The organism is Agrobacterium larrymoorei, from assembly GCF_030819275.1.
In the GTDB taxonomy this organism is placed as follows: Bacteria; Pseudomonadota; Alphaproteobacteria; order Rhizobiales; family Rhizobiaceae; genus Agrobacterium; species Agrobacterium larrymoorei_B.
The window spans coordinates 601,296-626,365 of sequence record NZ_JAUTBL010000001.1 but is presented as its reverse complement, the minus strand read 5'-3'; the positions used below and the strand labels follow the sequence as shown (position 1 = coordinate 626,365).

Here is a 25,070-nt window from a genome sequence, read left to right as displayed (position 1 = left end):
TGCTTGATCAAACCGTTTCCGGCACGGGCTTTTTGGCGTCGGCATAATAGGCGCCGAACTGCTCGTGGTAATGTTCAGAGCCACCGGGGTCTGCATAGCGCTGAAGCTCCGCCATATCCGTCTTGTTCAAAACGATACCCAGTGTCTTGCTGGCGATTTCCGGTTCGTGGTTCATCAGGTTTTGAACCATCTGGATCGGTGTCTTGCCCCATTCGGTGACGAACACGAAGCCATCTACCTGCGAGGCAAAGGCCTTGGCATCGATCACCGGTACGACTGGCGCCAAGTCAACGATGATGTAATCGCAGGCTTCACGGGCGGATTCCATGAACTTGCGCATACCCGCAGACGCGAGCAATTCGCTCGAATGGGCGAACTGATTGCTGACGGAGACCGGCAGTATGCCCATCTTGGTCCGACTATCGACCTTGACTGCCTTGGTCCATGGAACATCATCCAGAACGACTTCGACCAGGCCTGCCGACTGGCGCGTGGTCAGCATGCGGCTGAGGCCGGGATTGCGAATATCGGCATCCACCACCAGCGTGCGCTTGCCCGTTGTGGCGATGAGCCCCGCGAGATTGAGTGCGACGACCGACTTGCCTTCATTCGGCAGGCAGGAGATCACGCCAATCACACGGCACTGACGCTCTTGGATCACCACATCGGCCGTCAGTTTCACGTTGCGCAGCGTCTCGGTGAAGCTGGAGTGCGGGCTGTCCACGGCAAGCCGCAGCATCTTTTGGAAAGAGACCTGCCCGTTGTCTTCGATATTGGTATCAGGCACATCCGGCGTGGCCGCGCCAGTTTCCGACTTTCCGGTTTCTACCCCCTTCTCACCAATGAACGGCAGGTAGCCCAGGAAGCGCATCCGCAGATTGTCACGCACGTCGGCGCCGGTGTGGAAGTAGCGATCCCGGAATTCCAGCACCGCGGCTAGGCCGCCACCGAGCATCAGGCCAAGCACGATCGACAGCGCCATCGTCATGGTCTTTTTCGGGCTGGAAGGCGATGTCGGCAGGCCGGCTTCGGAGATGACGCGTGCCTTTGCAATCGGGAAGGACTGCTTCTGCGAAGCCTCTTCGAAGCGACCGAGATAGGATTCGTAAAGCGTTTTCAGCGCAGTTGCCTGCTGCTCCAGTTCCCGAAGCTTGACCATCGTTATGTTGGTCTGGGAATTGCGGCCGGCCACCCGGTCGATGTTGTCGCGCAAGGACTGTACACGCGATTGCGTGACATCGAATTCATTCTTGAAGCTGCCAGTCAACTGCTGGAGTTCCTGGTAGATCTGGCCCGCCAAATCCTTTTTCTCGGCCTCGAGAGCGATAGCCTGCGGATGATCCTTGCCAAACTGCTGGATCACGCCGCGCTCTCGGTCCGAAATGCCGATGTAGCGTTTGCGCAGATCCTGAATGACCGTATTGTCGGTGTCGCGTGCTGAAACGACAGCGTTATTGACCGCGTTGTCCGGCCCCTGGTCGATAATCGACTTGTATTGAGAGTAGCGCGCCTGTGCCGTCGCCGCATCAGCTTGCGCTGCAATCAATTGCCCGTTCAGATCGGCAAGCTGGCCTTCCGACATCAACTCGCCTCGCGACGATACAATGTTGTTGTCGGACTTGTATTTTTCGACGGCGAGCGAAGCGGCCTGCGCGCGCTGATTGAGATCCGTCAGACGTTCCTGTAGCCAGACCGAAGCGCGTTCCGATGCATCGAAATTGGCGTTCAACTGTTCGGTCAGATAGGAGTTGGCGTAGGTCTTGGCGATGTTGGCGGCAAGCTGGCGGTCGGTGGAGCGAATGGAGATCGCAATAACCGAGCTTCGTCCCACGCGTTCCACCGTCAGCGCCTGTTGAATAACGGCAGCTGCCTTTTCGCGTTTGCCGTTGCGGATCGCCTCTTCCGAAGCAGGGGTGTCGCTTGGCGTCAGCAGGTCGACCACGGCTTTGACGGAGGATTTGACGATATCGACAGGGCCCGTCGGCGGGTTGACGATGGTGTCATTCTCGTCAAGCTTTGCCTTGTCCACGACAGTCAGAGCCATCTCTTTCGACTTCAGGATTTCGACAGCGCTGGCAATGCGGTTGTCGATGACCTGGGCTGCAGGGACCGGGCTCTCCTCCTCGGCGTAACGAGACAGGCTTTCGTCGAGAAGCACCTGCGTCATTGCGGTATAAACCGGGGTTGCCAGAACGAGGTAAAGTCCAGCCAGAACCATGCTCGCGACGACGCAAGCGCCAATGATATTGGCCCGGCGTACCACAGCAGCCCACAGGCGGTCGAGGTCGATAAAGGTGTCGGAATCCTTTGCAGGGTCCGGGAAATGGCCGTTCGATCTAAAGGTTTTCTGGTTCATGGACCTACCTTGTCATTTTTTATGGGCGCGGGACGCGTGGCAGTGGATTGCCTTCGGCTGTCCCGCTGCGTTCAGTTTCTGGCCGGCATTGCCGAAGATAAGGCTGAAGGAAGAAGCGTTTTCTTCAGCTTTTGCAGTCTGATGGAAATCGGCATGCGGAGATGTTTGATTGCGGCAGGGTCGCGAAGCGCGATCCTGATCGTGTCTGATACGGAGCGTCGTTTGATGCTGTCGACCAGCATCAGGAAGTGCCTGGCCTGGATAAGGCTTCTCGTTCTGTCGGCCTGCGCGTCCATCGCCGCCGGCAGAAGCGCGTACTGGCGCAAGAATTCCTTGTCTGCGGCGATCATCGCATCGACGTGATGGAGTTCGAGCACGCGCGAAATGGAGCCCTGCCGGATATTATAAACATATCCAGGCATCGGCTCGATGACACAAGAGGCACCGGACGCGAGCGCTGACGCCAGAAGAAGGTAATCCTCGCCTATGCGCAGATCCTGGCGAAAGCGAAGGCCGTGGTCATTAAGGAAATCGCGACGGAAAATCGGCTTTACGTAGCCAAAATTGAAAGTGGACTTGAAGAGGATGTTGGAGCGAATGAAGTCTTCGAGTGTGAGCAACCTTCTTGCTTGCAGGAAGGCGGGCTCGAACATCGTCTCGCGCGGGCGTCCATCGCTATAGACGACATCCAGATTGTCGACGGCGATATCCGCGTTGGCTTTCTCGGCGCGCATGATCATCTGCGCCATGCGCTCCGGATAGACCATGTCGTCGGAATCGAGCACGGCGATCCAACGTCCCTGGGCAGCGTCGATCCCGGCATTGCGTGCGCCCCCGGGACCGAGATTGCTGTCGAGGGCTATCAGTTTGACGCGGGGATCGCGCTCGGTCACTGCTTTAACGACAGCGCGCGTCTCGTCCGGCGAGCAGTCATCGACCACCACCACCTCAAGGGCGACGTTCTCTTGCGCCAGAGCGCTGTCGATCGCCGCGACAATCGTATCGGCTGCCTTGTAGGCCGCGATGACGAAGGTCACATCCGGTTCGGTTTGCAATGCGCTCATGCAGCCTCCACAGTGCCATATTGGCGGATTTCACGAACGCCGAAGATGCCGCTTAGCGACCCCGCATGAAGTGAGGTGCGCAGAGCCGAACGGCTGCGACGGACAGGATCGAAAGCGGTGAGAAGGGTGCTGGCCGCACAATAGGTGATCTTTGCGGCCGTCGACAGGATCAGCGGAAGGCGTCGGAGCCCCGCCTTCTGCTCGGCCTGCAAACGTCCGTGCGTCTGGCCGGAGCGAAAACGCCGTTTGGCAAGCCAGATGAAGCTGGCACGGCTTTGCGGTACAGGCTCTGTGAGCAAGGCGTTTTCCGAGTAAGCGATGCGTCCACCGTCCTGATGCATATGGGTGAAGAAATGCGTGTCTTCCCCACCGCTTTGTCCAAGCGACAGGGCGAAGCGCCGGCCTTTGACCGCAGGAGAGGCCATGCGCAGAAGCGTGTTGCAGGTGTAGCCAGTAATGATGTCGCCATTGACCCAGACAGGCCGCGTCGAGTGGAAGTCGCCCTTTGTCATCCAGCCCGGCGCATCCTCCGCGTAAAGCGCCGTCACCGGGCCGAGCACGGCATCGGCTTGGGTTTCCTGTGCCGTCTTCAAAAGCTCGGTCAGCCAGTTTGCAGGCGCGGTCTCATCATCATCGATGAAGGCCAGATAGTCGGCCTCGCACTCGGAGAGGCAAGCATTGCGGGCAATCGAGATGTTGGATTTCGGGCAATGGACGTAATGGATCGGGAAAGGCGCTCGCTGTTGCAGGGCGTTGACCAGCTCCCGCGCGGATGGCTCTGCGTCATTGTCGGCGACGATCAGACGCACGGACACGTTCTCTGGCACATCCAACCGGAACAGCGAGAGCAGCGTATCCATCACCATCGGGCGGCGATAGGTGCAGATGCCGATATCGACTTTCACAGGAGTTGCGGGATGATTCGTCACGAGACAGCCTTTCCTGCAAGTGGCTGGGGCGTGGCGAAAGAGCCCAGAAGCTCACACCAAAAACCTGTCGACCAAGCCAGATGCATGGTCATTGCCGAGACGGCCGCAAGCGGCCCGTAAGGATTCTTCTCTCCAATTGCCATCCAGAGGCCATAGCCCAGACATGCGGCAATCCAGAGGCAAAGTGGGATAAGGGCGATCCAGTGGACAAAGCCGAAGAGCGCGAGAGCCGCACAGGGCAACACCGCAAGCGGGATCATCTGGCGGATTTTCGGAATGGCGCGGTGCTTCAGCAGGTTCTTCGCTCTTCCCCGACCATAAGCCATGTATTGGCGAAACAGCGGACCGATGCTGGCGCGCGGATAATAGGTCATGCGTGTCTTGTCGGTCATCCAGATGCGGAAGCCCGCCTTGCGCAGGCGGTGATCGAGTTCAGCGTCCTCATTGTGGCTGAAGCTTTCATCATAGCCGCCGACCGCCTTGAAGGCCTCGATCCGCATCAGGGCATGATGACCGTGATCGATCCAGCGACCCTTGGCACCTTCGCGATGCTTTGAGCCGCCATTGCCGAGCTTGGAATTCTGCGCAGCGGCGGTCGCCTTCTGAAACGTGCCATGGCCAACAGTGTCCATGGCGACGACCACCGAATCCGCGCCCATCGCCACAGCGTCTTCCACCAGACGATGGCAATAGTCGTCAGGATAGTCGCCATGCGCATCGATACGGATCATATAGTCGTAGCCCGCTCCGAAGACCTCTATTGCGAGGTTGATGCCCGCACTCTGGATGCGCTTGGGGTTGGCAAGCAGAATGACGCGCTGATCCTGTCTGGAGAAAGCGGCAACGATGTCACGGGTTCCATCCTCGCTGCCGCCATCCGCGACGATGATCCGGTCATCGGGATGATTCAACGTGCTGGAAAATTTCAACAGCAGATCGTCGATCGTTCGTGCCTCGTTGAGGCAAGGAATGACGATCAATGTCTTCACATTGGGAATGGAGACTAACTTCATGAAGTCCTCCCGCTCAAAGCCATCGAAAGAACGGCATCGACCGGGCGCCCATCCGGTTGCATCGTCAGAGTTTGAAGCACGCGGACAAGCTCCCGGCAGTCGCTCTGATCCGTGATCCATTGCTGCCGTTCGATCGCGGCCAGCGTTTGGAAGCTTTGCAGATAGGAGGCATCGCTTAGTGCGGAGAACATCGCTTCAAGCGATGCAACGCTGGCTTTCTCAAGAACATGACCGATATTCCGCTGCTGCAGAAAGCGCGCCGTTTCAGTGCCCGCGACCGCAATCGGGAGCGCGCCGTGGAGACCGCCTTCATAGAGCCTATTCGGCAAAAGCCAGCTCGAGTTCTGTCCTTCTTCGAAGAAGTCTATAGCCCAGGTGAACTGGACATCGTTATAGATCGAGGCCAGATCCTCCGGATTTTTGTATGGGCCATAGAAAGTGAGATGAGGCGTACGTGCGACGAAGCTATCGAAGTCATCGAATTCTGAATAGGCCGGGCGGCCGCGCAGGACGACTTCGACCTTGCCATCCATCTTTGCGGCGAAGTCTGCCAGGATTTGGAGAGACTTGCGGCAGCGCAATGCACCGAACCAGCCAATCTTCCATTGTTCTCCCACTTGCGGCACGCGCGGGGAGGGGGCGCTCGTGTCGTCGGCATCCAGCGCCAGAACCTTGTTTTCCTGCAGCAGCACGGGAAGGTTGAGACCGGAACGGGGCTTGAAGTAATTCTCCACGAATGCCGGTGAACTTGTGATGAGAAGTTTGACGTTCCGCCCGAGCGCGCGCTGAACCGCGTTCAGCAGTTTGCCGGGCAGTCCTTCGTTCAACAGAAGCCTGTGGATGTCGAGACACTCATAGACGACCGGAACATGCGCGCCAAAGTGGCTGACGGCGCGCCGGGCAAGCGCCAGCATTTCCAGATTGCGAGCAATGATCACGTCCGGCTTCTTCACCAGCGACAACTTGGCTGGAAGTGTGAGGCTCGCTTTTGCCACGCACGCCATTCTCTGAGCAAAGCGGCCATCGGCCGTTTGCCCAAGATCGATCGGGACGAGGCCATCGATGTCAGCCAGCCCGTTATCCGCGCGCCTGAATCCTGCAAGGCTGACGGTCGCGCCGCCCGCTTGCAGCGTCATGACGCGGCGGCGGATGGCGGGGTCTGCCAGATCATGCGCAAAATAGAGAATGTGGGTCATGTCCGATCCGTTCATCTTCGTCTGACGTTGGGCAGTCTGCATCAGTTGGTTTGGCAGGCGACAGATTCCGAAAACTGGCACTTGTCCCCGAGCGCGGTGAAAGCGAAGCGATCGACCTGCATGGTGACGGGGCCGGAATAATCGAACTTGCCCATCCAGCTTTTCAGCGTGTCGGTGCCCCAAAGGCTGAAGAATATCTTCTGCGCGTTCTGCGGGATCTTCGATGGGTCGGTAACCTCATGAACCATCTTGCCGTTCACGTAGTAACGCAGCCGCTGAGGCTCCCAAACGAAGGCGTAATCGTTAAAGCCTTTGTCTGCACCACCCGGCACATCCACCAGCTTTTCATTGCCACCCTTTGCCGACACATACTGGTTCAACTGGACCTGATTGCTGTCCTTGCCCAGGATTTCCATGTCGATCTCGTCATGCGGCTTCTTGTCGGTGGGCCCGATATAGGTGAAGAATGCCGAATTCAGGCCTGAACCCGGTGCGGTCTTGATCCGCGCTTCGTAGGTGCCATAGCGATAACGGCCCTTGGTCTGGATTTCTCCGCAGGAATAGTTGCGGTCTCCGGCTTTTTCATCGTTGAAGCCGAGTTGCAGGTGGCCGTTTTCGAAGGCCGCCAGCTTCTTGGACCATGTGCAGTTCTGGTGCGGGCCATTGTTCCAGCCATCAGAGATGTACCAGAATGAGCGGTCCATGCTGTCGAAGTTTTCGATGAAGGACTTGCCGTTCTCCTCCTGAGACAAGGCGGGAGATGTGGTAGACGTGATAGCGATCAATGCGGCAGCGATGATGCGCGGCTGACATAGGGCGGGGTAGGTCATCGGTTACCTCCGTCTTTGCGAATAGGCGGGATTGGCAGAAGACTGGCTGGCGGCGATAGGTTCCACCGCGTCGTGATGAGAAAGAGGTTTGGGCTTGCCGCTGCGACTACCGGTTAAGACCGCGTAGAGAGCGGGTAGCCGTGCGCGGACCTGCGCGTTGGTGATGATCAGGAGCAGGAAGGTCAAAGCCACTGCGCCGATATAGAAGGCGGGATAGAAGTCGAGGTCACCCTTGTTCCAGACCATCCACAGGATGACGAGGAGCGGATAATGGGCGCAGAATATCCAGAAGCTCAGGCTACCGGTTTGCGATAGACGCTGGCCAAGCCGGTTCTGCACGAGCAGGGACGATGCCACCCAGAAACCAAGAACGCCGAAGACCGCCAGAAGATTGCGCAAGAGATTAAGACCGAATGTGAATTCCGGGCCTGTCCAATAAAGCGCCGTGGCAAGCCCTGCGGCGACGATGAGCGTTCCCAGCGTCAGGGACTTGGCGTAAGGGTCGAGCATCTTCAGGTCGATCTTGTGAAGAGCGAGCGCAATGCCAAGTGTGAAACTGAACAGGATCGATTTCTTCTGCACGATCAGCAGGCTGAGGTCCGGGATTGCGGTCAGCAGCAATAGAATGGCGAGCGTCGGCAAAGCGAAGCGACGAACGAGAAGCGCCAGAAGCGGCGACAGCAAAATGCAGACGAAGAGATCGCGGAGGAAATAGAGCGGCACATTGACGGGCAGTTCTTCCACTGCAACGCCATGGCTTAGCATTTCGCGGGGAGTCGCATTCCATAGATCAGGAAAATAGCCGACGCCGACGCCTGCGCGCTGGAGAAGCATGACCGCAATGAAAAGCCCGCCATTCCACAGCAGAAACGGCAGTAGGACAGTCTTGGTCTTGGACTTGATCGTTGCCGGATAGTTGAACGCGCTCCAGCCACGCCGGAACAGCAGATAGCCGGAAATCGCGCTCAGGCACGGCACACCGATGCGGAACAGGGCATCACCAAGGAACACCCGGAACCAGTCAAAAAATCCGTATAGACCCAGAAACGGACTTGTCTCCGGATCGTGCGGCACGTGAACGAACACGATGCCGGATATCAAAATTATGCGCATCAAATTGATACGGGACGATAGGTTCTGATCAACAGTCACATCAGTTACCCTAGTTGGGCGGTGTCTCCCCTCACCGCGTTTCACACAGAGCGAACTTGAAGCCCGTGAGCAAAAGTTTGGTTTTCAGTTGAGGGCAAAATGTGGCAGCGCGGGAAAATCGCGCCGCAAGATATCAGGGGTAAATGTCTGGATGCTTATTTGCTAAAATAGGCGTCTTTATTAAGTATATGATTTTATTGACGCTTAAGCTTTGTTCGTTCCGGCGTGCTGAAGCATTGGTCCTGTGGAGAGGAGGCGGCCTGTTATGCTGCATCGCAAAATAACTCTGCGATGCGCCTTATTCGCTTGGCCGAATTTTGGACAGAGTCGCCTTGATGGTCAGATGCGGTTCGTTGTCAGCTGGCGACGGGTGCGGGTGCGCCTTGGTCTTTTCGCGATCTCACCAGACCGATGATTTTGCGCAAAAGCGCGCGTTCGGTCAGCAGGATCAAAACACCGTAGATTACGCCGCCGGCGACAGCGCCGACGAGCACCTGCATATAGGCATGCGGAAGCGAGGCGCCCATCCATTGCAGAATGTAGCGGACCGCAAGGGCCATGATGAAGGCCGAAATCATCGGCCGGCTGCTGACATAGAGGCCGGAGAAGAAGGGTGTTTCGCTCGCCTTGAACACGGCCCAGGAATAGGCAATGAGCGTCGCCGCATTGACGATGCAGAGCCAGATCATCGCGTCGATCAGCGAGCCATAAACTGCGGCAACCCAGACCGCAGCGGTGGTCACGACGGCACGGATCGTGGCGGACCAGAAAAGCACACGCCCATAGCCGGCACCCTTCAGATAGGGAATGAAAGTGCTGCATGGGGTGAGGATGGCTTTCGACAGGGCAAGCAGGCCGAGCACCGGCCAGGCATAGGCCCAGTTCTGGCCGAAGATCACCAGCATTGCGGGTTCTGCCACCGCCCAAAGGCCGAACATCATCGGTGCCAGGATGACGGTCAATACCTGCGTGCTGAACATCAGCGCTTCGCGCCGCCGCTGCCGGTCGTCCATCATGCGGCTGAAGGCGGGGAAGAGAACGCCCATCACGGCGGAGAGCACGACCTGGTTTGGAATGCTGGCGAAGCGATTGGAGGCGGAGTATGCGCCAGCGTCGGCAAGTCCTAGATAGCGGGCGATGATCACCATCGGCGATTGGAAGGTGACGAAGTTGGCGATCTCCGAGCCCATCAGGCCCGAACTGAAGCCGAGCAAAGGGATCAGCCGCTTTGGCTTCATGACGAGGCGTGGCGTATAGCGTGACACGGCGTAGAGCCCGACGAGCCGGATCAGTGCTGCGGCGAAAAGCTGGATGATCAGAGCCCACACCCCAAAGCCGGCAAAGGCCAGTACGACGGCAATGATGGCGGCGGCGCTTTCCGACGTCATGCTCCAAATGGCGTCCTTGCTGAAATTCATCCGCCGCGCCAGAAGCGAATAAGCCACATCGCCTGCCAGTTGCAGGGGAATGAGAAAGGCCATGATGCGCAGCAGATAGGCGCTTTCCACCGCACCCAGCAGACCACCGAAGAACTCCGCGCCAAAGTAAAGGATCGCAGCCATTGTGCAGGAAATTGCCAGATTGGCCCAGAAGACGGTATGGATCGTGTCCATATCCTCTTCCTTTTCCACAATCAGAGCGGAGGTCAGGCCAGCGCCTGCAATCATCGTCAAAAATTGCACGACGGTGAGCCCGACAGCGACGACGCCGAATTCTTCCGGGGTCAGCAAACGTGCAAGAATCGGGACTGTGACAAATTTAAGCCCGAATGTGCCTGTCTTTGATAACACGCTCCACCCGACATTGGCCGTGATGGTTTTGACGCTTGGGGCTGGAGGCATGGGTCCATCCTGTGTCTGGAGGCCGGCAAAAATCGTGGAGCCGGCGGGAGGGTTGCCACTCATCGGGGCCGTAAGTCTACGGCGGGCCCGACACTTCTTGATGAAACAAGGGGCGAAACAATGGCGAAATTTACAGTCGTTATTCCATACTACCAGAAGAAGCATGGCATACTTGGCCGAGCGCTCGCATCGGTTTTCTCGCAGGAATGCCAGGATTTCGATCTCGTCATTGTCGACGACGAATCGCCTTATCCCATTGAAAATGAACTGGCAGAGCTGAGCGACGAGCAGAAAAACCGCATCAGGGTGGTGAAACAGGCGAATGCCGGTCCAGGTGGCGCGCGCAATACGGGGCTCGATCATGTGCCCGCCGAAACGCGTTATGTGGCCTTTCTTGATTCGGACGATATCTGGACGCCGGAGCATTTGAAAAATGCTGAGCTCAGCCTCGATCAGTTCGAAGGCGAATGCTACTGGGCGTCGATGCAGGCAAGCGACGAGTTCTATTACCACTTCGCCATGTCGGAACTCGAGAAGAACGAGGGTGCCGCGCGCTTGAGCGAATCACCGCGTGTCATAGAGCTGCCGGATCTTGCGAGCGTCATGCTGCGCAACTGGAGCTTCCTGCATCTGTCCTGCATGGTCATAGGCAGGCCGCTGTTTGAAAAGATCCGCTTCGATCCCGCCCTTCGCCTGGCGGCCGAAGACGTGCTCTTCTTCTGCGATTGCATCCTCGCATCCAAGCGCACTCTTCTCTGCGATGATGCCGGTGCCGCGCGCGGCATGGGCGTCAACATCTTCCATAGTATCGACAACACCTCGCCGGAATTCCTGCGCCAACAGTTCAACACATGGGTTGCGCTCGACACCTTGCAGAGCCGTTTTTCCAAACGTCCCGCCGATGTGGCTTCCATCGCGTCCTACAAAAACACGGCGCGCAGACAGGCGCTCTGGAGCCAGGCCGGCAAGCTGAAACGTCGCAAGGCGCCCGAGCTTGGCCTGCTGTTCAAATGGATGATGCGTGATCCGGCGATCCTGCGTGCCGCCTTCGAACTTGGGGCCGGCAAGATCGTCCGCTCGAAGTGATCGTCTCTTTCCGGGCTTTCCTTCAAGCCCTTTTTTCTTTCGGGAGAAATCCATGAAACCTTACCATTGGGAATCTCATCACGGGAATTTCGGCGACGACCTCAATCTCTGGCTCTGGGATTTCCTGCTTCCGGGGCTTCGTGATGTTCGTCCAGACGTTCTGCTTGTCGGCGTCGGCACCGTCCTCAACGATGTGCTTTTTCCACCCGGCCAGCGCAAGCTGGTGATCGGCAGTGGGTACGGGTATGGGGCAGTCCCCGATACGTCGAACCCCGATCTCTGGGATATTCGTTGTGTGCGTGGTGAAATGACCGCCGCCAAGCTCGGATTGCCGGCAGAAAAGGGTATCATCGATCCCGCCGTGATGGTGACGGAGATGCCGGAGTTCCAAAACCTCCAGAAGATCTACAAGAAGACCTTCGTTCCTCATTGGGAGTCCGCAGAGTTCGGCATGTGGGAGGCCCTGTGCGAACCGGCTGGTCTCACCTATCTCGATCCGAGAGGCGAGGCGAAATCCGTCATAAAGCAAATCGCGCAGTCGGAAATGATCGTGGCCGAATCCATGCACGGCGCGATCCTTGCCGATGCATTCCGCGTTCCATGGGTCGCGGTCAGCACCTCGCAATCGATCAACAGCTTCAAATGGAGCGACTGGGCGGGAAGTGTCGGCGTGTCTTACGAGCCGCGTTACATTCCGGTTTCCACCCGCGCAGAGGCGGCGAAGAAGGGCTCGAAGTTCTGGGGCATGAGCTTTCCGCCGCCACCGCCGCCGGTTATCGTGGAGCGTGGGTCTGCACCGTCGCATGACGATGGCGAAGTGCTGGTTCGGGCTGAGAGCCAACGCCCGCTACGCAAGCTGGCAAAGCAGGTTCTCGCAGCGCCGTCTGTTCTGGCGCTATGGCAGGCAAGCCGTGCAGAGCCACGCCTCAGCCCAGATGGGCGGCTGGAGGAGCGCAAGGACCGCTTTCAGGCGGTGCTCGAAACCGTAAAACGAGACTACTTCTGAGGTGACACACGCCGCTTGCTCCTTCAGGGAGACAGCGGCGTTCCTTTCAGGAGATAGCGGATATCGGCAGGCTGTGCGGGCTTCTTGCGGAAGCGTGCTGTCTTGTCGTGCCAGATCCCATTGGTGATGGCAGGAACAGCGGGAAGGCGCCGCAGAGCATGAGCCATGGCGCCGCCCAAGCCGTGCGTTGACTTGGCATCGAGGAAATCACGAAGCTCGAATTTTTCCCGAATGTGTCGCTCGTGCTGTTGGAGAACTGCCTGCTCCTGCGCCGAAAGAGCGTAGTCGGCGAGGATCTTGCGATCGGCTTCGTAGAGCAGCCTGAGATCCTGTGTGCTGTGTCGCCCGCTCAAGGAATTACCGCGCACGATGGCACCATAACCGCAATTGCGGATGACCTTGTAGCGCGCACCTGAGGCGAGCGCCCGAACGTAAAGCTCGTAATCTTCGCCAAGGCGCAGAGCTTCGTCATAGCGAAGCCGATGCTGATCGAGAAACGCCCGGCGAATGACGGGTTTCAGAAAGCCGGTCTCACCACGCTCAACGCCTCTTGTTGAGATATTTCCCTCAACAAATTCCGTGAGCGTCAGGAAGTGATGCTGGGGCGCAAAGCGTCGCGGAACGATATTGGCAGCCGCAGGTGAGCCTTGTTGAATGAATGCAATGTTGTCTGCCACCAGATCCCAGTCATCCTCTGCCACCATGGCGGCAAATCGGCCCTTGAAGAAGAAGTCGTCGGCATCCAGGATGCTGATCAGCGGTGCCGAGGAAATACTGATCGCATGATTGCGTGCGGCGGAAGGACCACGGTTGACATCAAAGCGCTCGACGATCAGGCGTCCGGTTTGATCATCGCAGTGCTTCGCAACCTGAAACGTGTCGTCGGTCGATGCATCGTCGATAACGACGACTTCCGAGACTTCCGGCTCTGCCAGTGCCGATCGGATGGCTTCACCGATTGTCGATGACGCGTTTCTCGCCGCGATGATGACGCAGATGGATTGTGAGCCCATGACCTTGCTCCCGTTCTTCAGCATTTGGCACGATTACTGAAGAGAAAACATGTCAGGGATGAGGAGAGGGAAGTGCTATTTCGCACCTGCGAAATATATTCGACACCGCTTCAGATGGTAAGAGCGGTCAGATGTCCTTCAGCGTCGGGCGGCGACGACTGACCGCGGCGATGTTTTCCGAGCCCGACTGCTCGGGTGAAGCAGGCCTGTCCTTTTGGAACTCCAGCGTCTTGCGCATGCGCTTCTTCTCACGCGATACCATGATGACGACACCGATAAAGTAACAGATCTGAATGACGACAAGCGAGATAGCGGTCTGGATCAGCGTTGTGTAGAACGAGCCATGGATCCAATAGGTGGCCACTGCAAACACCAGCAAGGCGCAGATCATGCTGACGAAAACGCGGGGCGCGTACATGTCTCTCTCCTCGCCTGACGCTATCCCATGCTGCGGGATACAATTTTTCATTGGTTCTTTTTCCATAAAATATATGGGCAAATTGGCATCGTTTCAACCAAGTAATAGGCTCAAATACCTCGCGAAGCATGAAATTCGCGTAAGGTTTCACGGTAAAAATCTTCTCAACAGAGATATTCTCACATCGGATAATGCGTGGTGGTGCGGTAGTCGTCACAGGATGCGTGAGCGAAACGCGACGTCGAGCGGCCAATAACAGGTCCCCCTTCGCGTCTGCAGACTTCGTTAACTATGTAGCCCGTAAAACTTGGGAACCGATTCTCAAGCTGTCAGGTGTGCGTGTGCCCAAGCGTTCCGAAGTAATTGCGTTTCCCGTCAAAAATCGCGTCCGCGACATTCAGCGTTGCGTCGATATGCTGGAGACCCTCCACGGGGATCAAGCCAACCGCTTCTGGCGGGATGAGTGCCGCGCGCTTGCTCAGCATTTGACGGAACTAGGATATGACGAGACAGCCATGCGCCATGAGGTGATGGAGTTTCAGAACGCCGTTCAGACACAACTTTGGGCGCAATCCCAGACGGAAGAGGCTGTTCGCCGGGATACGTATTGAGAGTGTTTGACGATCTCTCCGATCGCGCCTAGCTCTTGTCGCGCAACTTCGGGCTCCGCCTGGAAGGTGCCGCAACGGAATTTCTCACCACCAGATCGGGTGTCAGCAACACTTCCGGCTCTGTAGGTTCTTCACTGTTGAGAAGCTGCAAAAGAAGCGCCATGGCGTGTTTGCCGATGGCGCTGCGGGGCTGGCGAATGGTCGTGAGCGACGGCGACATGAAGACGGCTTGCGGGATGTCGTCAAAGCCCGTGACCGAAAAATCCGCTGGCACATCATAGCCGCGGGCCGAGAGGCCGATCATCACACCGATGGCAGTCTGATCGTTGACGCACATAAAGGCGGTCGGCAACGTGTCGCGCATGAAAAGCTGCTCGACCGCAAGCCTGCCGCTTTCCAATGTACCATCGCCCTCAAGGATCATGCGGCTATTTTTCGGCAGACCAGCCGCGTCCATTCCTTCGTCAAAGCCTGCCCGTCTGCGCATATAGGCGAGGCGAACTCTGGAATCGCCAATAAAGGCGATCTGCTCATGGCCCTCGGCGATCAGCATATCGACGACCTTGCGAGCGCCCGCCGTGTCATTGACCCCCACATAGGGAATGCCGCCATTGAAGATCGGTTCGAAGACGCCGACGCTGGGCGGGAGACGCGCCGTCATCGCCTGATGGCCGAAGGGCAGAATGCCGGTAAAAAGGATAAGGCCAGCCGTCTGGTTGGCGTTGAGAAATTTCAGATATTCGAGGCCGCGCTGCGCATCGTTCTGCGTGTGGCCGATCAATATGCCGTAGCCGTGGGCACGCGCCTCATTCTCCAGTCCAATGAGGATATTGGAAAAGTTGGGGTCGCCAATATCCGGCGCCACCACGAGAATCATGTTCGAGCGGCCGAGTCTCAGGCTACGCGCCACCGCATTGGTGGTGTAGCCTGTGACGGCAATGGCTTGATTGACCTTCAGCCGGGTAGAATTGGCAACCTTTTCAGGGTTGTGAATGGCGCGCGATACGGTGGCAATCGATACCTCCGCAATACGGGCTACGTCTTCAATCGTGGCTGGTGGCGAATTGGACAAAGATAAGCCTCGGGTCTATCTGCGACCGGACACTACACACGCCGCGCGTTGCGTCAAATGGATTGATCACATCTGTGTAACAACCACGAATGTAAACCTTTACATCGCCAATGTAAAGGTTTACACAAGCGTTGCGGAATGGGAGCCGCGTGGAGGAGTGGGATGGAAACCGTCGAAAACGGCAGTGCTGTGCTATGCGCACGCAGGGTTTCAAAATCGTTCAACGGAGTGCAGGTCCTCTTCAGCGTCAATTTCGAGCTGAAGGCAGGCGAGATCCACGCGTTGATGGGTGAGAACGGTGCCGGAAAATCGACACTGGTCAAAGTTCTCTCTGGCTTCGAGCAGCCGAACTCCGGTGACATTCTTCTGGACGGGCAGCCTGTGAAGCTGCCGCCGAACGGCGCCGCGGAGGCGCTCGGCATCGTCATCATTCATCAGGAATTCAACCTTGCGGACCACCTGACCGTGGCGGAAAGCATCTTCCTCGGTCGAGAGGTGACCCGCTTCGGCGTGCTGGACAGAAAGTTCATGCGCGCTGAGACGCGGCGCATTCTCGATCTCCTCAACTGTCATGTCGATGAAGACGCGATGATTTCGAGCCTCTCCATCGCGGAGAAGCAGATGGTGGAGATCGCGAAAGCCATTAGCCGCGAAGCGCGTATCGTCTTCATGGATGAGCCGACGGCTGTTCTTTCCCGGGAGGAGACGAATTACCTCTTCAAGCAGGTGCGTAAGCTGCGCGACCAAGGCACCAGCTTCGTCTTCGTTTCGCATAAGCTGGATGAGGTGATGGAACTGACCGACCGGGTCACGGTCCTGCGTGACGGCCATTGGGTCAAGACCGCGCCGACCTCGATGCTGGACGGCGAGGCGATTGCGCAGCTGATGGTGGGCCGCGAGCTTTCGAGCCTCTACCCGGCAAAACGTGAGCCGGATGTCGACGAGCAGATTGTGCTGAATGTCAAAGGTCTCTCCACGGGTTACGTCAAGGACGCCAGCTTCGAGTTGCGCAAGGGCGAGATCCTGGGCTTCTCCGGTCTGATCGGTTCAGGCCGAACGGAGTTGATGGAGGCAATCGTCGGCATCAAGGCGCGGCAGGCAGGGGAGGTGGACGCCAATGGCGTGACGCTTCCGTCGCATGATCTGCATGCATCCATCGACGCGGGTTTGGCCTATATGACCAAGGACCGGAAATCCAAGGGCCTGTTGCTGGGCTCGGGCATGGGGCTGAATCTCACCTTGCAATCTCTCGACCGGCATGGCCGCTTCGGCTATCTCAGTTCCGGCAGTGAGGCGAGAGCGCTGGAAAAGGCGCGCCGTCGCTTCGACATTCGGGTGCGCGACGGCAATGTGATGGTTGGCCGCATGTCCGGCGGCAACCAGCAGAAGCTTCTGTTGGCGAAGGTGATGGAGACCGAGCCGAAGATCATCATCATCGACGAGCCCACACGCGGCATCGATGTCGGTACCAAGCAGCAGATTTATCATTTCATCTCGGCGCTTGCGCGAGATGGTCATTCGGTCATCGTCGTCTCTTCCGAAATGCAGGAAGTCATCGGGCTTTGCACCCGCGTAGCGGTAATGCGCGAAGGCCGGATCGTCGGCATGCTTGAGGGCGACGAGATCAACGAGCATGAAATCATGCGCTATGCCGCCGGATTGAAAACAAAAACAGCCGCCTGAACGACCCTGTCAATTGAGGGGTCGTTGCGGGCAACAGGGGCAGGACGGGAGGTCTGTTGTGGGTATGAGTGTAAGTGAAGACGACAAGGAAAAGAGTGTCCGCCGGTCGCGATCCTTTCGTGACGTGGATCTGCGCGCCGTGGCGCCCTTTGTTGCGCTGTTACTGCTTTTGATCGTCGGCGCGCTGGTCAACCCGAACTTTATCAGCATCAACAATCTGGCCAATGTCGCAACCCGTAGCGCTTTCATTGCGATCATCGCCGTCGGCGCCACCTTCGTCATTTCCGCCGGAGACCTCGATCTCTCGGTTGGATCCATGGTTGCCTTCGTTGCAAGCCTTATGATCCTGCTAATGAATTCCGGCACGATCACCGACCCCGCACTGATGCTGACAGCGGCGATTGTGTTCACCGTCATTGCCGGTTCGCTCTGTGGCCTCGCCAATGGCCTGATCACAACGGTCGGCAAGATCGAGCCTTTTATCGCAACGCTTGGCACAATGGGCGTTTTTCGCGGCCTGACGACATGGCTGTCCCAAGGCGGCGCGATCACGCTGCGCGAACCACAGTTGCAGAGCATGTACCGACCTGCCTATTTCGGTACGATCTTCGGCATTCCCGTTCCGATCATCGTCATCCTTGCGGTGACGGCCATTGCGGCTTTCATCCTCTATCGCACGCGCTATGGCCGGCATGTGACCGCAGTCGGATCGAACCGCGACGTTGCCAAATATTCGGGCGTCGCCGTCAACCGCGTCCGCACCATCGCCTTCGTCATCCAGGGACTTTGCGTCGCGATCGCCGTTCTTCTCTACGTACCACGCCTTGGCTCCACATCCGCCACGACGGGCATGATGTGGGAATTGCAGGCAATCACGGCCGTCGTCGTTGGTGGCACGGCGCTGAAGGGCGGGGCAGGGCGCGTATGGGGCACCATTTGCGGCGCTTTCATTCTCGAACTCGTCGGCAACATCATGCTGCTCTCCAACTTCATCAGCGAGTATCTGATCGGTGCCATCCAGGGTGCGATCATCATCATCGCCATGTTGGTACAGCGTTCGCTGATGCGCCAGCGGTGACAGCTGCCTGCCCTGAGGCGGGCCGGCTTGCTCAAAGTCTTGGAGCGCTTCTGATTGTCCATCGGACGCAAAGCGCTCCGGAAACACCGGGTCGAGAGGTCGCCCGGCTTCGGAATCGAGACCTTATCTGTTGGGAGGAAGACACATGCGTAAAAGACTGTTGGGAATGGCTGTCGCCATGGTGGCGCTGGCGGGGGCAGCACATACGGAGGACAAGAAGGTCACGATCGGCGTTTCGATCCCGGCCGCCGACCATGGCTGGACATCGGGCGTGGTGTTTCATGCCGAACGTGTTGCCAAGCTTCTGATGCAGGAACATCCGGGCCTCAACGTTATCGTCAAGACATCGCCCGATGCAGCAACCCAGGCGAATGCGGTACAGGATCTCGAGACCCAGGGCATCGATGCGCTGGTTATCCTGCCGTCCGATCCTGATCCGCTGGTCAACGCCATCAAGGAAGTGAAGGGCAACGGCAAGTTCGTCGCCCTCGTCGACCGCGCTCCAAGCGTCAATGACGACACCGTGCGTGATCTCTACGTCGCCGGCAACAACCCGGCACTTGGCGAAGTCGCGGGCAAGTACATTGCGGAAAAGACACCAGAAGCTGAAGTCGTCATCATTCGGGGTCTTCCGATCCCGATCGATCAGCAGCGCCAGGACGGTTTCGACAAGGGCATTGCTGGCTCCAAGGTGAAGGTTCTCGACCGCCAGTTCGGCAACTGGAACCGCGACGACGCCTTCAAGGTGATGCAGGACTATCTGACGAAGTATCCGAAAATCGACGTCGTATGGTGCCAGGATGACGACATGGCCGTTGGCGTTCTGCAGGCTATCGAGCAGGCTAAGCGTACCGACATTCAGTATGTCGTTGCCGGTGCAGGCTCCAAGGACATGATCAAGAAGGTCATGGATGGCGACAAGATGATCCCGGTCGACGTTCTTTATCCGCCGTCGATGGTGGCAACCGCCATGGAACTGACCGCTGCCAACTTCTACGATCAGGTTCCTGTTCGCGGCACCTACATTCTGGATGCCACGCTGGTCACGAAGGACAACGCGAAAGATTTCTACTTCCCGGATTCGCCGTTCTAATCGAGATCGAGCTCTTCACCGGAGGCCCGCTGTCGAAGCGGGCCTTTTGCGTTTAGAGCGCCCTGCGCCGTGTTGGACGGACCAAGGTCGCTTTACTTCACAATGCTGCAGCTCAAGAGAAGCGATTGGCGCGGAAGGGGTCGACGGGGATCGACGTATCGCGCTCGCAGACCAGTTCCGTGACAAGGCGCGCGGTGGCCGCCGATTGCGTCAGGCCAAGATGGCCATGGCCGAAGGCGTAGATAACGGAACGCGCGTTGCGCGATGGTCCGATCACTGGAAGACTGTCCGGCAGCGAGGGGCGGAACCCCATCCATTGCTGACCGCCTTCCGTTTTCAAACCCGGCAGAAAGCGGCTTGCCTTCTTCAGCATGACTTCAGAGCGCCGGAAATTGGGCGGAAGATCGAGGCCACCGAGTTCGACAGCACCCCCGACACGCACGCCACTCGACAGTGGCGTGACGACGAAGGCGTGGTCGTTGAAGTAGATTTGGCGTTTCAGATCGAAGCTGCCGACCGGGAGGGTGGTGTTGTAGCCGCGCTCGGTCTCCAACGGAACATCATTGCCAAGAGATGCGGCAAGTGGCTTTGACCAAGCGCCGGCTGCCAGGATCACCTTGTCGGCGTCGATCTTGTCGCCATTGGCAAGCGTCACGATGGTACTTTCTCCGACCGCTTCGATCCTTACGGCCTCGCCTTTTCTGAAGCTCGCACCGCGTGCGATGACCAGTTCGGCAATGGCCTTGGTAAACTCATACGGGTCGCTGACTTGCAGACCGGCGGGGGTGTAAACCGCATGCTTGAACTGTGGCGCGAGGCCCGGCTGCAACTCATCGATCTCGGTGCGGCCGATCCGGGAAAACGTAAAACCGGCTTTGGCCTTCTCTTCCCAATGATGGTTCGAAGCATCGAAGCTCGCGCTCGTATCGTATAGATCGAGCGTGCCGGTGTTGGAGATGAAGGATGACAGTTCAGGCATCGCAGCCACATGCTGCATCTCGGATGCGGCAAGCGCCATCATCCTCATTTGCACCCGCATGCCATGTTCGAACATCCGCTGCGAGCTTGCCTTCCAAAAGCGCCACAGCCAGGGCGCGATCTTAAGAGCATAGGCTGGCGGAACGCTGAGCGGCCCGAGCGGATCGATCAACCATTTCGGCGCCTTCTTCATGATGCCGGGTGCGGGCATGGGGATGATTTCGGGAAAAGCGAGGATTCCGGCGTTGCCGGCACTCGCGCCGCGGGCTATCTCGCCGCGCTCCAGAAGCGTGACGGACTTACCTTCATTCTGCAAATAGAGCGCCGACATGACGCCGACGATTCCTGTGCCGATGACCAGCACTTCGCATTTGCCCAGAGAGCCGTTTCTATCCATGTTTCATCCATTCCGAACGAGATAAGCGCCGATCGCAAATCCGTCGCTTGCCTAACATTATTGGATATTGTTTGTCGACTGGCGTGTGCCACGCGCTATCCGGGCCAGGCTTTGAAGACGGCCACATCCTGCTTCAAGGCTGCTTCGGTGATTTTTCCACATTGTCCGGTGTGATCAAAACGTAGCTGAACCTCTGCATCTTGCTGTCGACCGGAAAGTACATCGGCGCCTCGAATGTGTTGAGGCTGATGTTCCTCAACGTCACACCCATTTGAGCCTGCAGCCAATCGACCATCCCAGCCGACTGATCGCGCCCTGTGACCCAGACAAACAGTACAGGATGATCGCTCGTCAGCGCGAAGGTGGGATCGAAGTCGTCGTAGGTGGTGGTGGCAACCTTGGTGTCGGGGAAGATGAAACGCAGATTTCCACCTGTGTACCAGTCGGATGTCACGATGAGGGAAGGCGAGATCCCCTTTTCTTGAAGATGCTGCCGGAAGACCTGCCAGTCGTTGTTGGACCTGGATATCTTGCCGAGCATCGCCTGGACCGGCACGGAGCCGATCAAGGCAACAGGTAAAATGGCCATGACGACGAGGCAGACGGGTAGAACTTTCTTGACGAAAACGGTCGGATCAAACGACCTCTGTTCAAGCCATAGAGCCGCGAGGATCGGGAAAGGCATAACGAGCGGGAGCAACCATCTGTCTCTTACCTCCGTCATTGTCGTTGCTATGATGACGATGAGGAGAACCGCCGAAAGCGCGATGAAATAATGGAGGAAGAAACGAAACCACGGCGATGCCTGTTGTTTGTCGGTTCTGGTGCCTGCCTGCTTTCCACGCGACGCGAAGAGTATCAGTAAAGGCAGGATCATCACGATGGCAGAGCCTGAAAAAACGTGTGTGATACCGGTCAGGATTTGCATCCACCGGCTTTCAGGCGCTTCTTCCGCCATCCGTCTGAGTGTCACATCCGACGCGAATTGCAGGTTTTCGAAAAGCCAGATCGAATGCGGCAGGAAGACAACGAGGCTGATTCCAACCGTCAACAGAATGCGCCAGTCAAAGATGCGCTCGCGGCCTTTCGGATGAAGCCAGACGGCAAGAAAGATGGCCGGAAGAATGAGGATGAAGTTGTATTTCGACAGCATCCCCAAGCCGACCGCAACCCCGGTCAGTATGTAGCCCATGGTGGTCGGTTTCTGGAGAAGCCGCACGCTCAGATAAATCGACCAGAGACTGGTCAGCATCAACATCGTCGTGTGGGTCAGATCGCGCTGCGCTTGCCAGAACAGTTGAGGGCTAAAGAAAAACGCCAAAGACGCTACCAGGATCAGGGACTTCTCTTTCAAAACGAGGTCCGCAAGCTTCACGTAGGTAGCGAAGACCAGGAAAAGAATGAGGTTCTTTGCGACCGCAAGACCCAGCATGGACGTGCCGAAAATCGCAAAGATCGCTTGCTGATACCAGTTATAGAGCGGCGGCTGTGCGTCATAGCCGAGCGCCAGCCACTGGGCAAACAGCACCTGTTGCGCTTCGTCTATGCGTAGCGCCGGTGGCAGCAGCAGCCGAACCGCGATCTGGATGAGGAAGTAGACGCCAAAAAGGGCTATCACCGTGTTCGGATTTTTCACCAGAGAGCGTGAGAGTTGTCTGTAGAGACCGCTTATGCCCGACGCTCTTTGATCCAAGGATGTGCAGAGTGCCATTGTGGATCCAACTATTCGTCATGCGCATCCGCCAGATCGGCGAATGTTTGCGGGCGCGTTTTAGCACGGTCTAATTATTTTGCTCGTGAAAAATCGCGGCGTCGAGACAGAAAATTCCAGAGGATCGCTTGCTGAGCGAGGATGCCCGGCGCACCGGGCATCCTTTGACATTAACGTCCAGCGTTATAGGCGGCAATGGCGGCCATGTTGACGATATCGCTGTCCTTGGCACCCATGGCGGTGATCTGGACCGATTTGTCGAGACCGACAAGGAGAGGGCCGATCACGGTGGCACCGCCAAGCTCCTGCAGCATCTTCGTTGAGATCGATGCGGAGTGGGATGGCGGGCATCACCAGAACATTCGCCGGTCCAGACAGCCGCGCGAACGGATACTGGCTCTGCATTTTGTGGTGGTTGAGGGCGATGTCTGCCGCCATTTCACCGTCCACTTCGAATTTCACATTGCGCTTGTCGAGAATACGCACCGCTTCGCGAACCTTGTCGGAGCGTTCACCGGTCGGGTGGCCGAAGGTGGAATAGGCAAGCATCGCAACGCGCGGCTCGTAGCCGAAACGCCGCGCCAGTCCTGCCGCTTCCTCCGCGATATCCGCCAGGTCTTCGGCCGATGGCATATCGTGGACGGCGGTATCGGCGACGAAGACGGTGCGATTGCGCGAGACGACGAGAGACACGCCGATGACGCGATGACCGGGCTTGACGTCGATACACCGGCGCACATCTTCAAGCGCGGTGGAGTAGTTGCGCGTCGTGCCGGTGACCATCGCGTCCGCATCGCCCATTGCCACCATGCAGGATGCAAAATGGTTTCGGTCATTGTGGATCAGTCGCTGGACGTCGCGCAGCAGCAAGCCTTTGCGCTGCAGGCGGGCATAGAGGTAATCGATGTAGGAATCGACCCGCTCGGAGAGGCGCGCATTGGTGATCTTGATGTTCGGACGGTCGAGATCGATCCCGGCGCGTTCGGCATTCGCCTTGATGATGTCGTCGCGACCGAGAAGGATGGCGGTTCCAAGCCCTTGCGCAGTAAACGAGATCGCCGCGCGCATGACCTGTTCTTCTTCGGCTTCGGCAAAGACCACGCGCTTTGGCGAACGGCGGATCCGTTCGTAGAGACGCTGCGTGGTGGATGCCATGGGGTCGCGGCGTGCAGATAGTTCGCGGGCGTAGGCGTCGAGATCGGGCAGGACGCGGCGCGCAACGCCGGTCTCGATCGCAGCCTTTGCGACGGCGACGGGGATCGCCGAAATCAGGCGTGGGTCGAAGGGAACAGGGATGATGTATTGCGGCCCGAAGCGGGGGCGGTTGCCCTGATAGGCAGCGGCAACATCGTCCGGCACGTCTTCGCGCGCAAGGTCGGCAAGCGCCTGGGCTGCTGCGATCTTCATCTCGTCATTGATCTGGCGTGCACGAACATCCAGCGCGCCGCGGAAGATGTAAGGGAAGCCGAGAACGTTGTTGACCTGGTTTGGATAATCCGAACGCCCCGTCGCCATGATGGCGTCGTCGCGAATGCGAGACACTTCTTCCGGTGTGATTTCCGGATCGGGATTGGCCATGGCAAAGATGATCGGCTTCGGTGCCATGGACCTGATCATCTCTTCAGTGAAGGCGCCTTTCTGCGAAAGGCCGAAGACCACATCCGCACCCTTCATCGCTTCCGCGAGCGTGCGGCTGTCGGTCTTCGTCGCATGAGCCGACTTCCATTGATTCATGCCCTCGGTGCGGCCCTGATAGATGACGCCTTTCGTGTCGCACATGATAATGTTGGCGGGGTTGAAGCCCATGGCCTTGATGAGGTCCATGCAGGCGATCGCTGCCGCACCGGCGCCGTTGCAGACCAGCTTCGTGTTGTTGAAGTCGCGCCCCGTCAATTCAATGGCGTTGATAAGGCCAGCAGCGGCAATAATGGCAGTGCCGTGCTGATCGTCATGGAACACCGGAATGTCCATGAGTTCGCGCAGACGGCTTTCGATGATGAAACATTCCGGCGCCTTGATATCTTCGAGATTGATGCCGCCAAAGGAGGGCCCGAGATAGCGCACGCAATTGATGAAGGCGTCAGCATCTTCCGTGTCGACTTCCAGATCGATGGAGTCGACATCGGCAAAGCGCTTGAAAAGGACGGACTTTCCTTCCATCACCGGCTTGGACGCCAGCGCTCCAAGGTTTCCAAGGCCGAGGATGGCAGTCCCGTTGGAAATGACCGCCACCATGTTACCACGCGTGGTGTAATCATAGGCTGTGGCGGGGTTCTCAGCGATCGCCTTCACCGGTACTGCGACACCGGGGGAATAGGCCAGCGACAAATCCCGCTGCGTTGCCATTGGCTTTGTCGGAACGATTTCCAGCTTGCCGGGGCGGCCTTCCGAGTGGAAATCCAGGGCTTCCTGATCCGTAACCGATGTTCTTGTGCTGGGGTTCTTTGGCGCGTCTGACATGAGCTTTGGGTACTTTCCGTCTATCAACCGTATAAAATCTCTGCCGTAGTTATTGTATTTTTCGCGAGCATGCCAAGGTCCGA

General features: G+C 57.8%; 19 protein-coding genes and 1 pseudogene. 6 read left to right on the top strand and 14 right to left on the bottom strand.

Annotation, left to right across the window (positions count from 1 at the left end; all coding sequences use genetic code 11):
- Window positions 1-7: 7 nt before the first annotated feature.
- The 8 genes from QE408_RS02800 to QE408_RS02765 all read right to left on the bottom strand — a co-directional run bounded on the left by QE408_RS02800 (window position 8) and on the right by QE408_RS02765 (window position 10,381).
- Window positions 8-2,356: a Wzz/FepE/Etk N-terminal domain-containing protein gene (locus tag QE408_RS02800; protein WP_306928347.1), complete on the bottom strand. Its 2,349-nt coding sequence runs from the start codon at window positions 2,354-2,356 to the stop codon at window positions 8-10.
- A gap of 71 nt (window positions 2,357-2,427) precedes the next feature.
- Window positions 2,428-3,420: a glycosyltransferase family 2 protein gene (locus tag QE408_RS02795; protein ID WP_306928345.1), complete on the bottom strand. Its 993-nt coding sequence runs from the start codon at window positions 3,418-3,420 to the stop codon at window positions 2,428-2,430.
- Window positions 3,417-4,349, bottom strand: a complete 933-nt coding sequence (locus QE408_RS02790) for a glycosyltransferase (protein ID WP_306928344.1) — start codon at window positions 4,347-4,349, stop codon at window positions 3,417-3,419. The genes QE408_RS02795 and QE408_RS02790 overlap by 4 nt, the downstream gene beginning before the upstream one ends.
- Window positions 4,346-5,362 carry a glycosyltransferase family 2 protein gene (locus tag QE408_RS02785; RefSeq protein ID WP_306928342.1) on the bottom strand — a complete coding sequence of 339 codons (1,017 nt, stop codon included), beginning with the start codon at window positions 5,360-5,362 and terminating at the stop codon, window positions 4,346-4,348. Before QE408_RS02785 ends, QE408_RS02790 begins: the two co-directional genes overlap by 4 nt.
- Complete coding sequence (locus QE408_RS02780; protein ID WP_306928341.1) at window positions 5,359-6,558, bottom strand: glycosyl transferase family 1; 1,200 nt, start codon at window positions 6,556-6,558, stop codon at window positions 5,359-5,361. The genes QE408_RS02785 and QE408_RS02780 overlap by 4 nt, the downstream gene beginning before the upstream one ends.
- 41 nt (window positions 6,559-6,599) lie before the next feature.
- Complete coding sequence (locus QE408_RS02775; protein ID WP_306928340.1) at window positions 6,600-7,388, bottom strand: glycoside hydrolase family 16 protein; 789 nt, start codon at window positions 7,386-7,388, stop codon at window positions 6,600-6,602.
- Between the two features lie 3 nt (window positions 7,389-7,391).
- The gene (locus QE408_RS02770; RefSeq protein ID WP_306928339.1) at window positions 7,392-8,540 is read right to left on the bottom strand and encodes an acyltransferase family protein; all 1,149 of its coding nucleotides are present in this window, start codon (window positions 8,538-8,540) and stop codon (window positions 7,392-7,394) included.
- 356 nt (window positions 8,541-8,896) lie between these two features.
- Window positions 8,897-10,381, bottom strand: a complete 1,485-nt coding sequence (locus QE408_RS02765; protein WP_306928338.1) for a lipopolysaccharide biosynthesis protein — start codon at window positions 10,379-10,381, stop codon at window positions 8,897-8,899.
- A gap of 120 nt (window positions 10,382-10,501) precedes the next feature.
- Here QE408_RS02765 and QE408_RS02760 point away from each other — a divergent pair, with 120 nt between their 5' ends.
- Both QE408_RS02760 and QE408_RS02755 read left to right on the top strand, forming a co-directional pair.
- Window positions 10,502-11,467 carry a glycosyltransferase family 2 protein gene (locus QE408_RS02760; protein ID WP_306928337.1) on the top strand — a complete coding sequence of 322 codons (966 nt, stop codon included), beginning with the start codon at window positions 10,502-10,504 and terminating at the stop codon, window positions 11,465-11,467.
- Between the two features lie 52 nt (window positions 11,468-11,519).
- Window positions 11,520-12,473, top strand: coding sequence for a polysaccharide pyruvyl transferase family protein (locus QE408_RS02755; protein ID WP_306928335.1), 954 nt, complete (start codon window positions 11,520-11,522; stop codon window positions 12,471-12,473).
- Between the two features lie 23 nt (window positions 12,474-12,496).
- Here the strand turns inward: QE408_RS02755 and QE408_RS02750 are convergent, their stop codons facing one another.
- A complete protein-coding gene (locus QE408_RS02750) occupies window positions 12,497-13,486 on the bottom strand; it encodes a glycosyltransferase family 2 protein (RefSeq protein WP_306928334.1) in 990 nt (329 codons plus the stop codon).
- A 127-nt stretch (window positions 13,487-13,613) separates the two neighbouring features.
- Window positions 13,614-13,904, bottom strand: coding sequence for an exopolysaccharide production repressor protein (locus QE408_RS02745; RefSeq protein WP_306928333.1), 291 nt, complete (start codon window positions 13,902-13,904; stop codon window positions 13,614-13,616).
- Between the two features lie 341 nt (window positions 13,905-14,245).
- On the opposite strand from QE408_RS02745, the gene QE408_RS02740 reads away from it, so the two are divergent.
- Window positions 14,246-14,515 (top strand): DUF6074 family protein, encoded by a 270-nt coding sequence (locus QE408_RS02740; RefSeq protein WP_306928331.1) that lies wholly within the window; start codon window positions 14,246-14,248, stop codon window positions 14,513-14,515.
- Window positions 14,516-14,543: 28 nt separating this feature from the next.
- Here QE408_RS02740 and QE408_RS02735 read toward each other — a convergent pair whose 3' ends face one another.
- Complete coding sequence (locus tag QE408_RS02735) at window positions 14,544-15,587, bottom strand: LacI family DNA-binding transcriptional regulator (RefSeq protein WP_306928330.1); 1,044 nt, start codon at window positions 15,585-15,587, stop codon at window positions 14,544-14,546.
- A 162-nt stretch (window positions 15,588-15,749) separates the two neighbouring features.
- Here QE408_RS02735 and QE408_RS02730 point away from each other — a divergent pair, with 162 nt between their 5' ends.
- The 3 genes from QE408_RS02730 to QE408_RS02720 all read left to right on the top strand — a co-directional run bounded on the left by QE408_RS02730 (window position 15,750) and on the right by QE408_RS02720 (window position 19,441).
- Window positions 15,750-17,270 carry a sugar ABC transporter ATP-binding protein gene (locus QE408_RS02730; RefSeq protein ID WP_306928328.1) on the top strand — a complete coding sequence of 507 codons (1,521 nt, stop codon included), beginning with the start codon at window positions 15,750-15,752 and terminating at the stop codon, window positions 17,268-17,270.
- Between the two features lie 64 nt (window positions 17,271-17,334).
- On the top strand, window positions 17,335-18,348 hold the full coding sequence (locus tag QE408_RS02725; protein WP_306930163.1) for an ABC transporter permease: 1,014 nt from the start codon (window positions 17,335-17,337) through the stop codon (window positions 18,346-18,348).
- A gap of 145 nt (window positions 18,349-18,493) precedes the next feature.
- Window positions 18,494-19,441, top strand: a complete 948-nt coding sequence (locus QE408_RS02720; protein WP_112360358.1) for a substrate-binding domain-containing protein — start codon at window positions 18,494-18,496, stop codon at window positions 19,439-19,441.
- Between the two features lie 112 nt (window positions 19,442-19,553).
- Here the strand turns inward: QE408_RS02720 and QE408_RS02715 are convergent, their stop codons facing one another.
- From QE408_RS02715 to QE408_RS02705, 3 genes and pseudogenes are all read right to left on the bottom strand, one after another.
- On the bottom strand, window positions 19,554-20,816 hold the full coding sequence (locus tag QE408_RS02715) for an NAD(P)/FAD-dependent oxidoreductase (protein ID WP_306928325.1): 1,263 nt from the start codon (window positions 20,814-20,816) through the stop codon (window positions 19,554-19,556).
- A gap of 133 nt (window positions 20,817-20,949) precedes the next feature.
- Entirely contained in the window at window positions 20,950-22,452 is a 1,503-nt protein-coding gene (locus tag QE408_RS02710) for a glycosyltransferase family 39 protein (protein ID WP_306928324.1), read from the bottom strand.
- A gap of 245 nt (window positions 22,453-22,697) precedes the next feature.
- A pseudogene (locus QE408_RS02705) lies at window positions 22,698-24,987 on the bottom strand (NADP-dependent malic enzyme).
- Window positions 24,988-25,070 lie beyond the last annotated feature (83 nt).

Excerpts from the sequence above, each read along its gene's own strand:
- QE408_RS02775 (WP_306928340.1), bottom strand. The coding sequence starts at position 7,388 with ATGACCTACCCCGCCCTATGTCAGCCGCGCATCATCGCTGCCGCATTG.
- QE408_RS02750 (WP_306928334.1), bottom strand. The coding sequence starts at position 13,486 with ATGGGCTCACAATCCATCTGCGTCATCATCGCGGCGAGAAACGCGTCA.
- QE408_RS02720 (WP_112360358.1), top strand. The coding sequence starts at position 18,494 with ATGCGTAAAAGACTGTTGGGAATGGCTGTCGCCATGGTGGCGCTGGCG.
- QE408_RS02780 (WP_306928341.1), bottom strand. The coding sequence starts at position 6,558 with ATGACCCACATTCTCTATTTTGCGCATGATCTGGCAGACCCCGCCATC.
- QE408_RS02730 (WP_306928328.1), top strand. The coding sequence starts at position 15,750 with ATGGAAACCGTCGAAAACGGCAGTGCTGTGCTATGCGCACGCAGGGTT.
- QE408_RS02755 (WP_306928335.1), top strand. The coding sequence starts at position 11,520 with ATGAAACCTTACCATTGGGAATCTCATCACGGGAATTTCGGCGACGAC.
- QE408_RS02745 (WP_306928333.1), bottom strand. The coding sequence starts at position 13,904 with ATGTACGCGCCCCGCGTTTTCGTCAGCATGATCTGCGCCTTGCTGGTG.
- QE408_RS02715 (WP_306928325.1), bottom strand. The coding sequence starts at position 20,816 with ATGGATAGAAACGGCTCTCTGGGCAAATGCGAAGTGCTGGTCATCGGC.
- QE408_RS02765 (WP_306928338.1), bottom strand. The coding sequence starts at position 10,381 with ATGCCTCCAGCCCCAAGCGTCAAAACCATCACGGCCAATGTCGGGTGG.
- QE408_RS02795 (WP_306928345.1), bottom strand. The coding sequence starts at position 3,420 with ATGAGCGCATTGCAAACCGAACCGGATGTGACCTTCGTCATCGCGGCC.
- QE408_RS02760 (WP_306928337.1), top strand. The coding sequence starts at position 10,502 with ATGGCGAAATTTACAGTCGTTATTCCATACTACCAGAAGAAGCATGGC.
- QE408_RS02725 (WP_306930163.1), top strand. The coding sequence starts at position 17,335 with ATGAGTGTAAGTGAAGACGACAAGGAAAAGAGTGTCCGCCGGTCGCGA.
- QE408_RS02785 (WP_306928342.1), bottom strand. The coding sequence starts at position 5,362 with ATGAAGTTAGTCTCCATTCCCAATGTGAAGACATTGATCGTCATTCCT.
- QE408_RS02800 (WP_306928347.1), bottom strand. The coding sequence starts at position 2,356 with ATGAACCAGAAAACCTTTAGATCGAACGGCCATTTCCCGGACCCTGCA.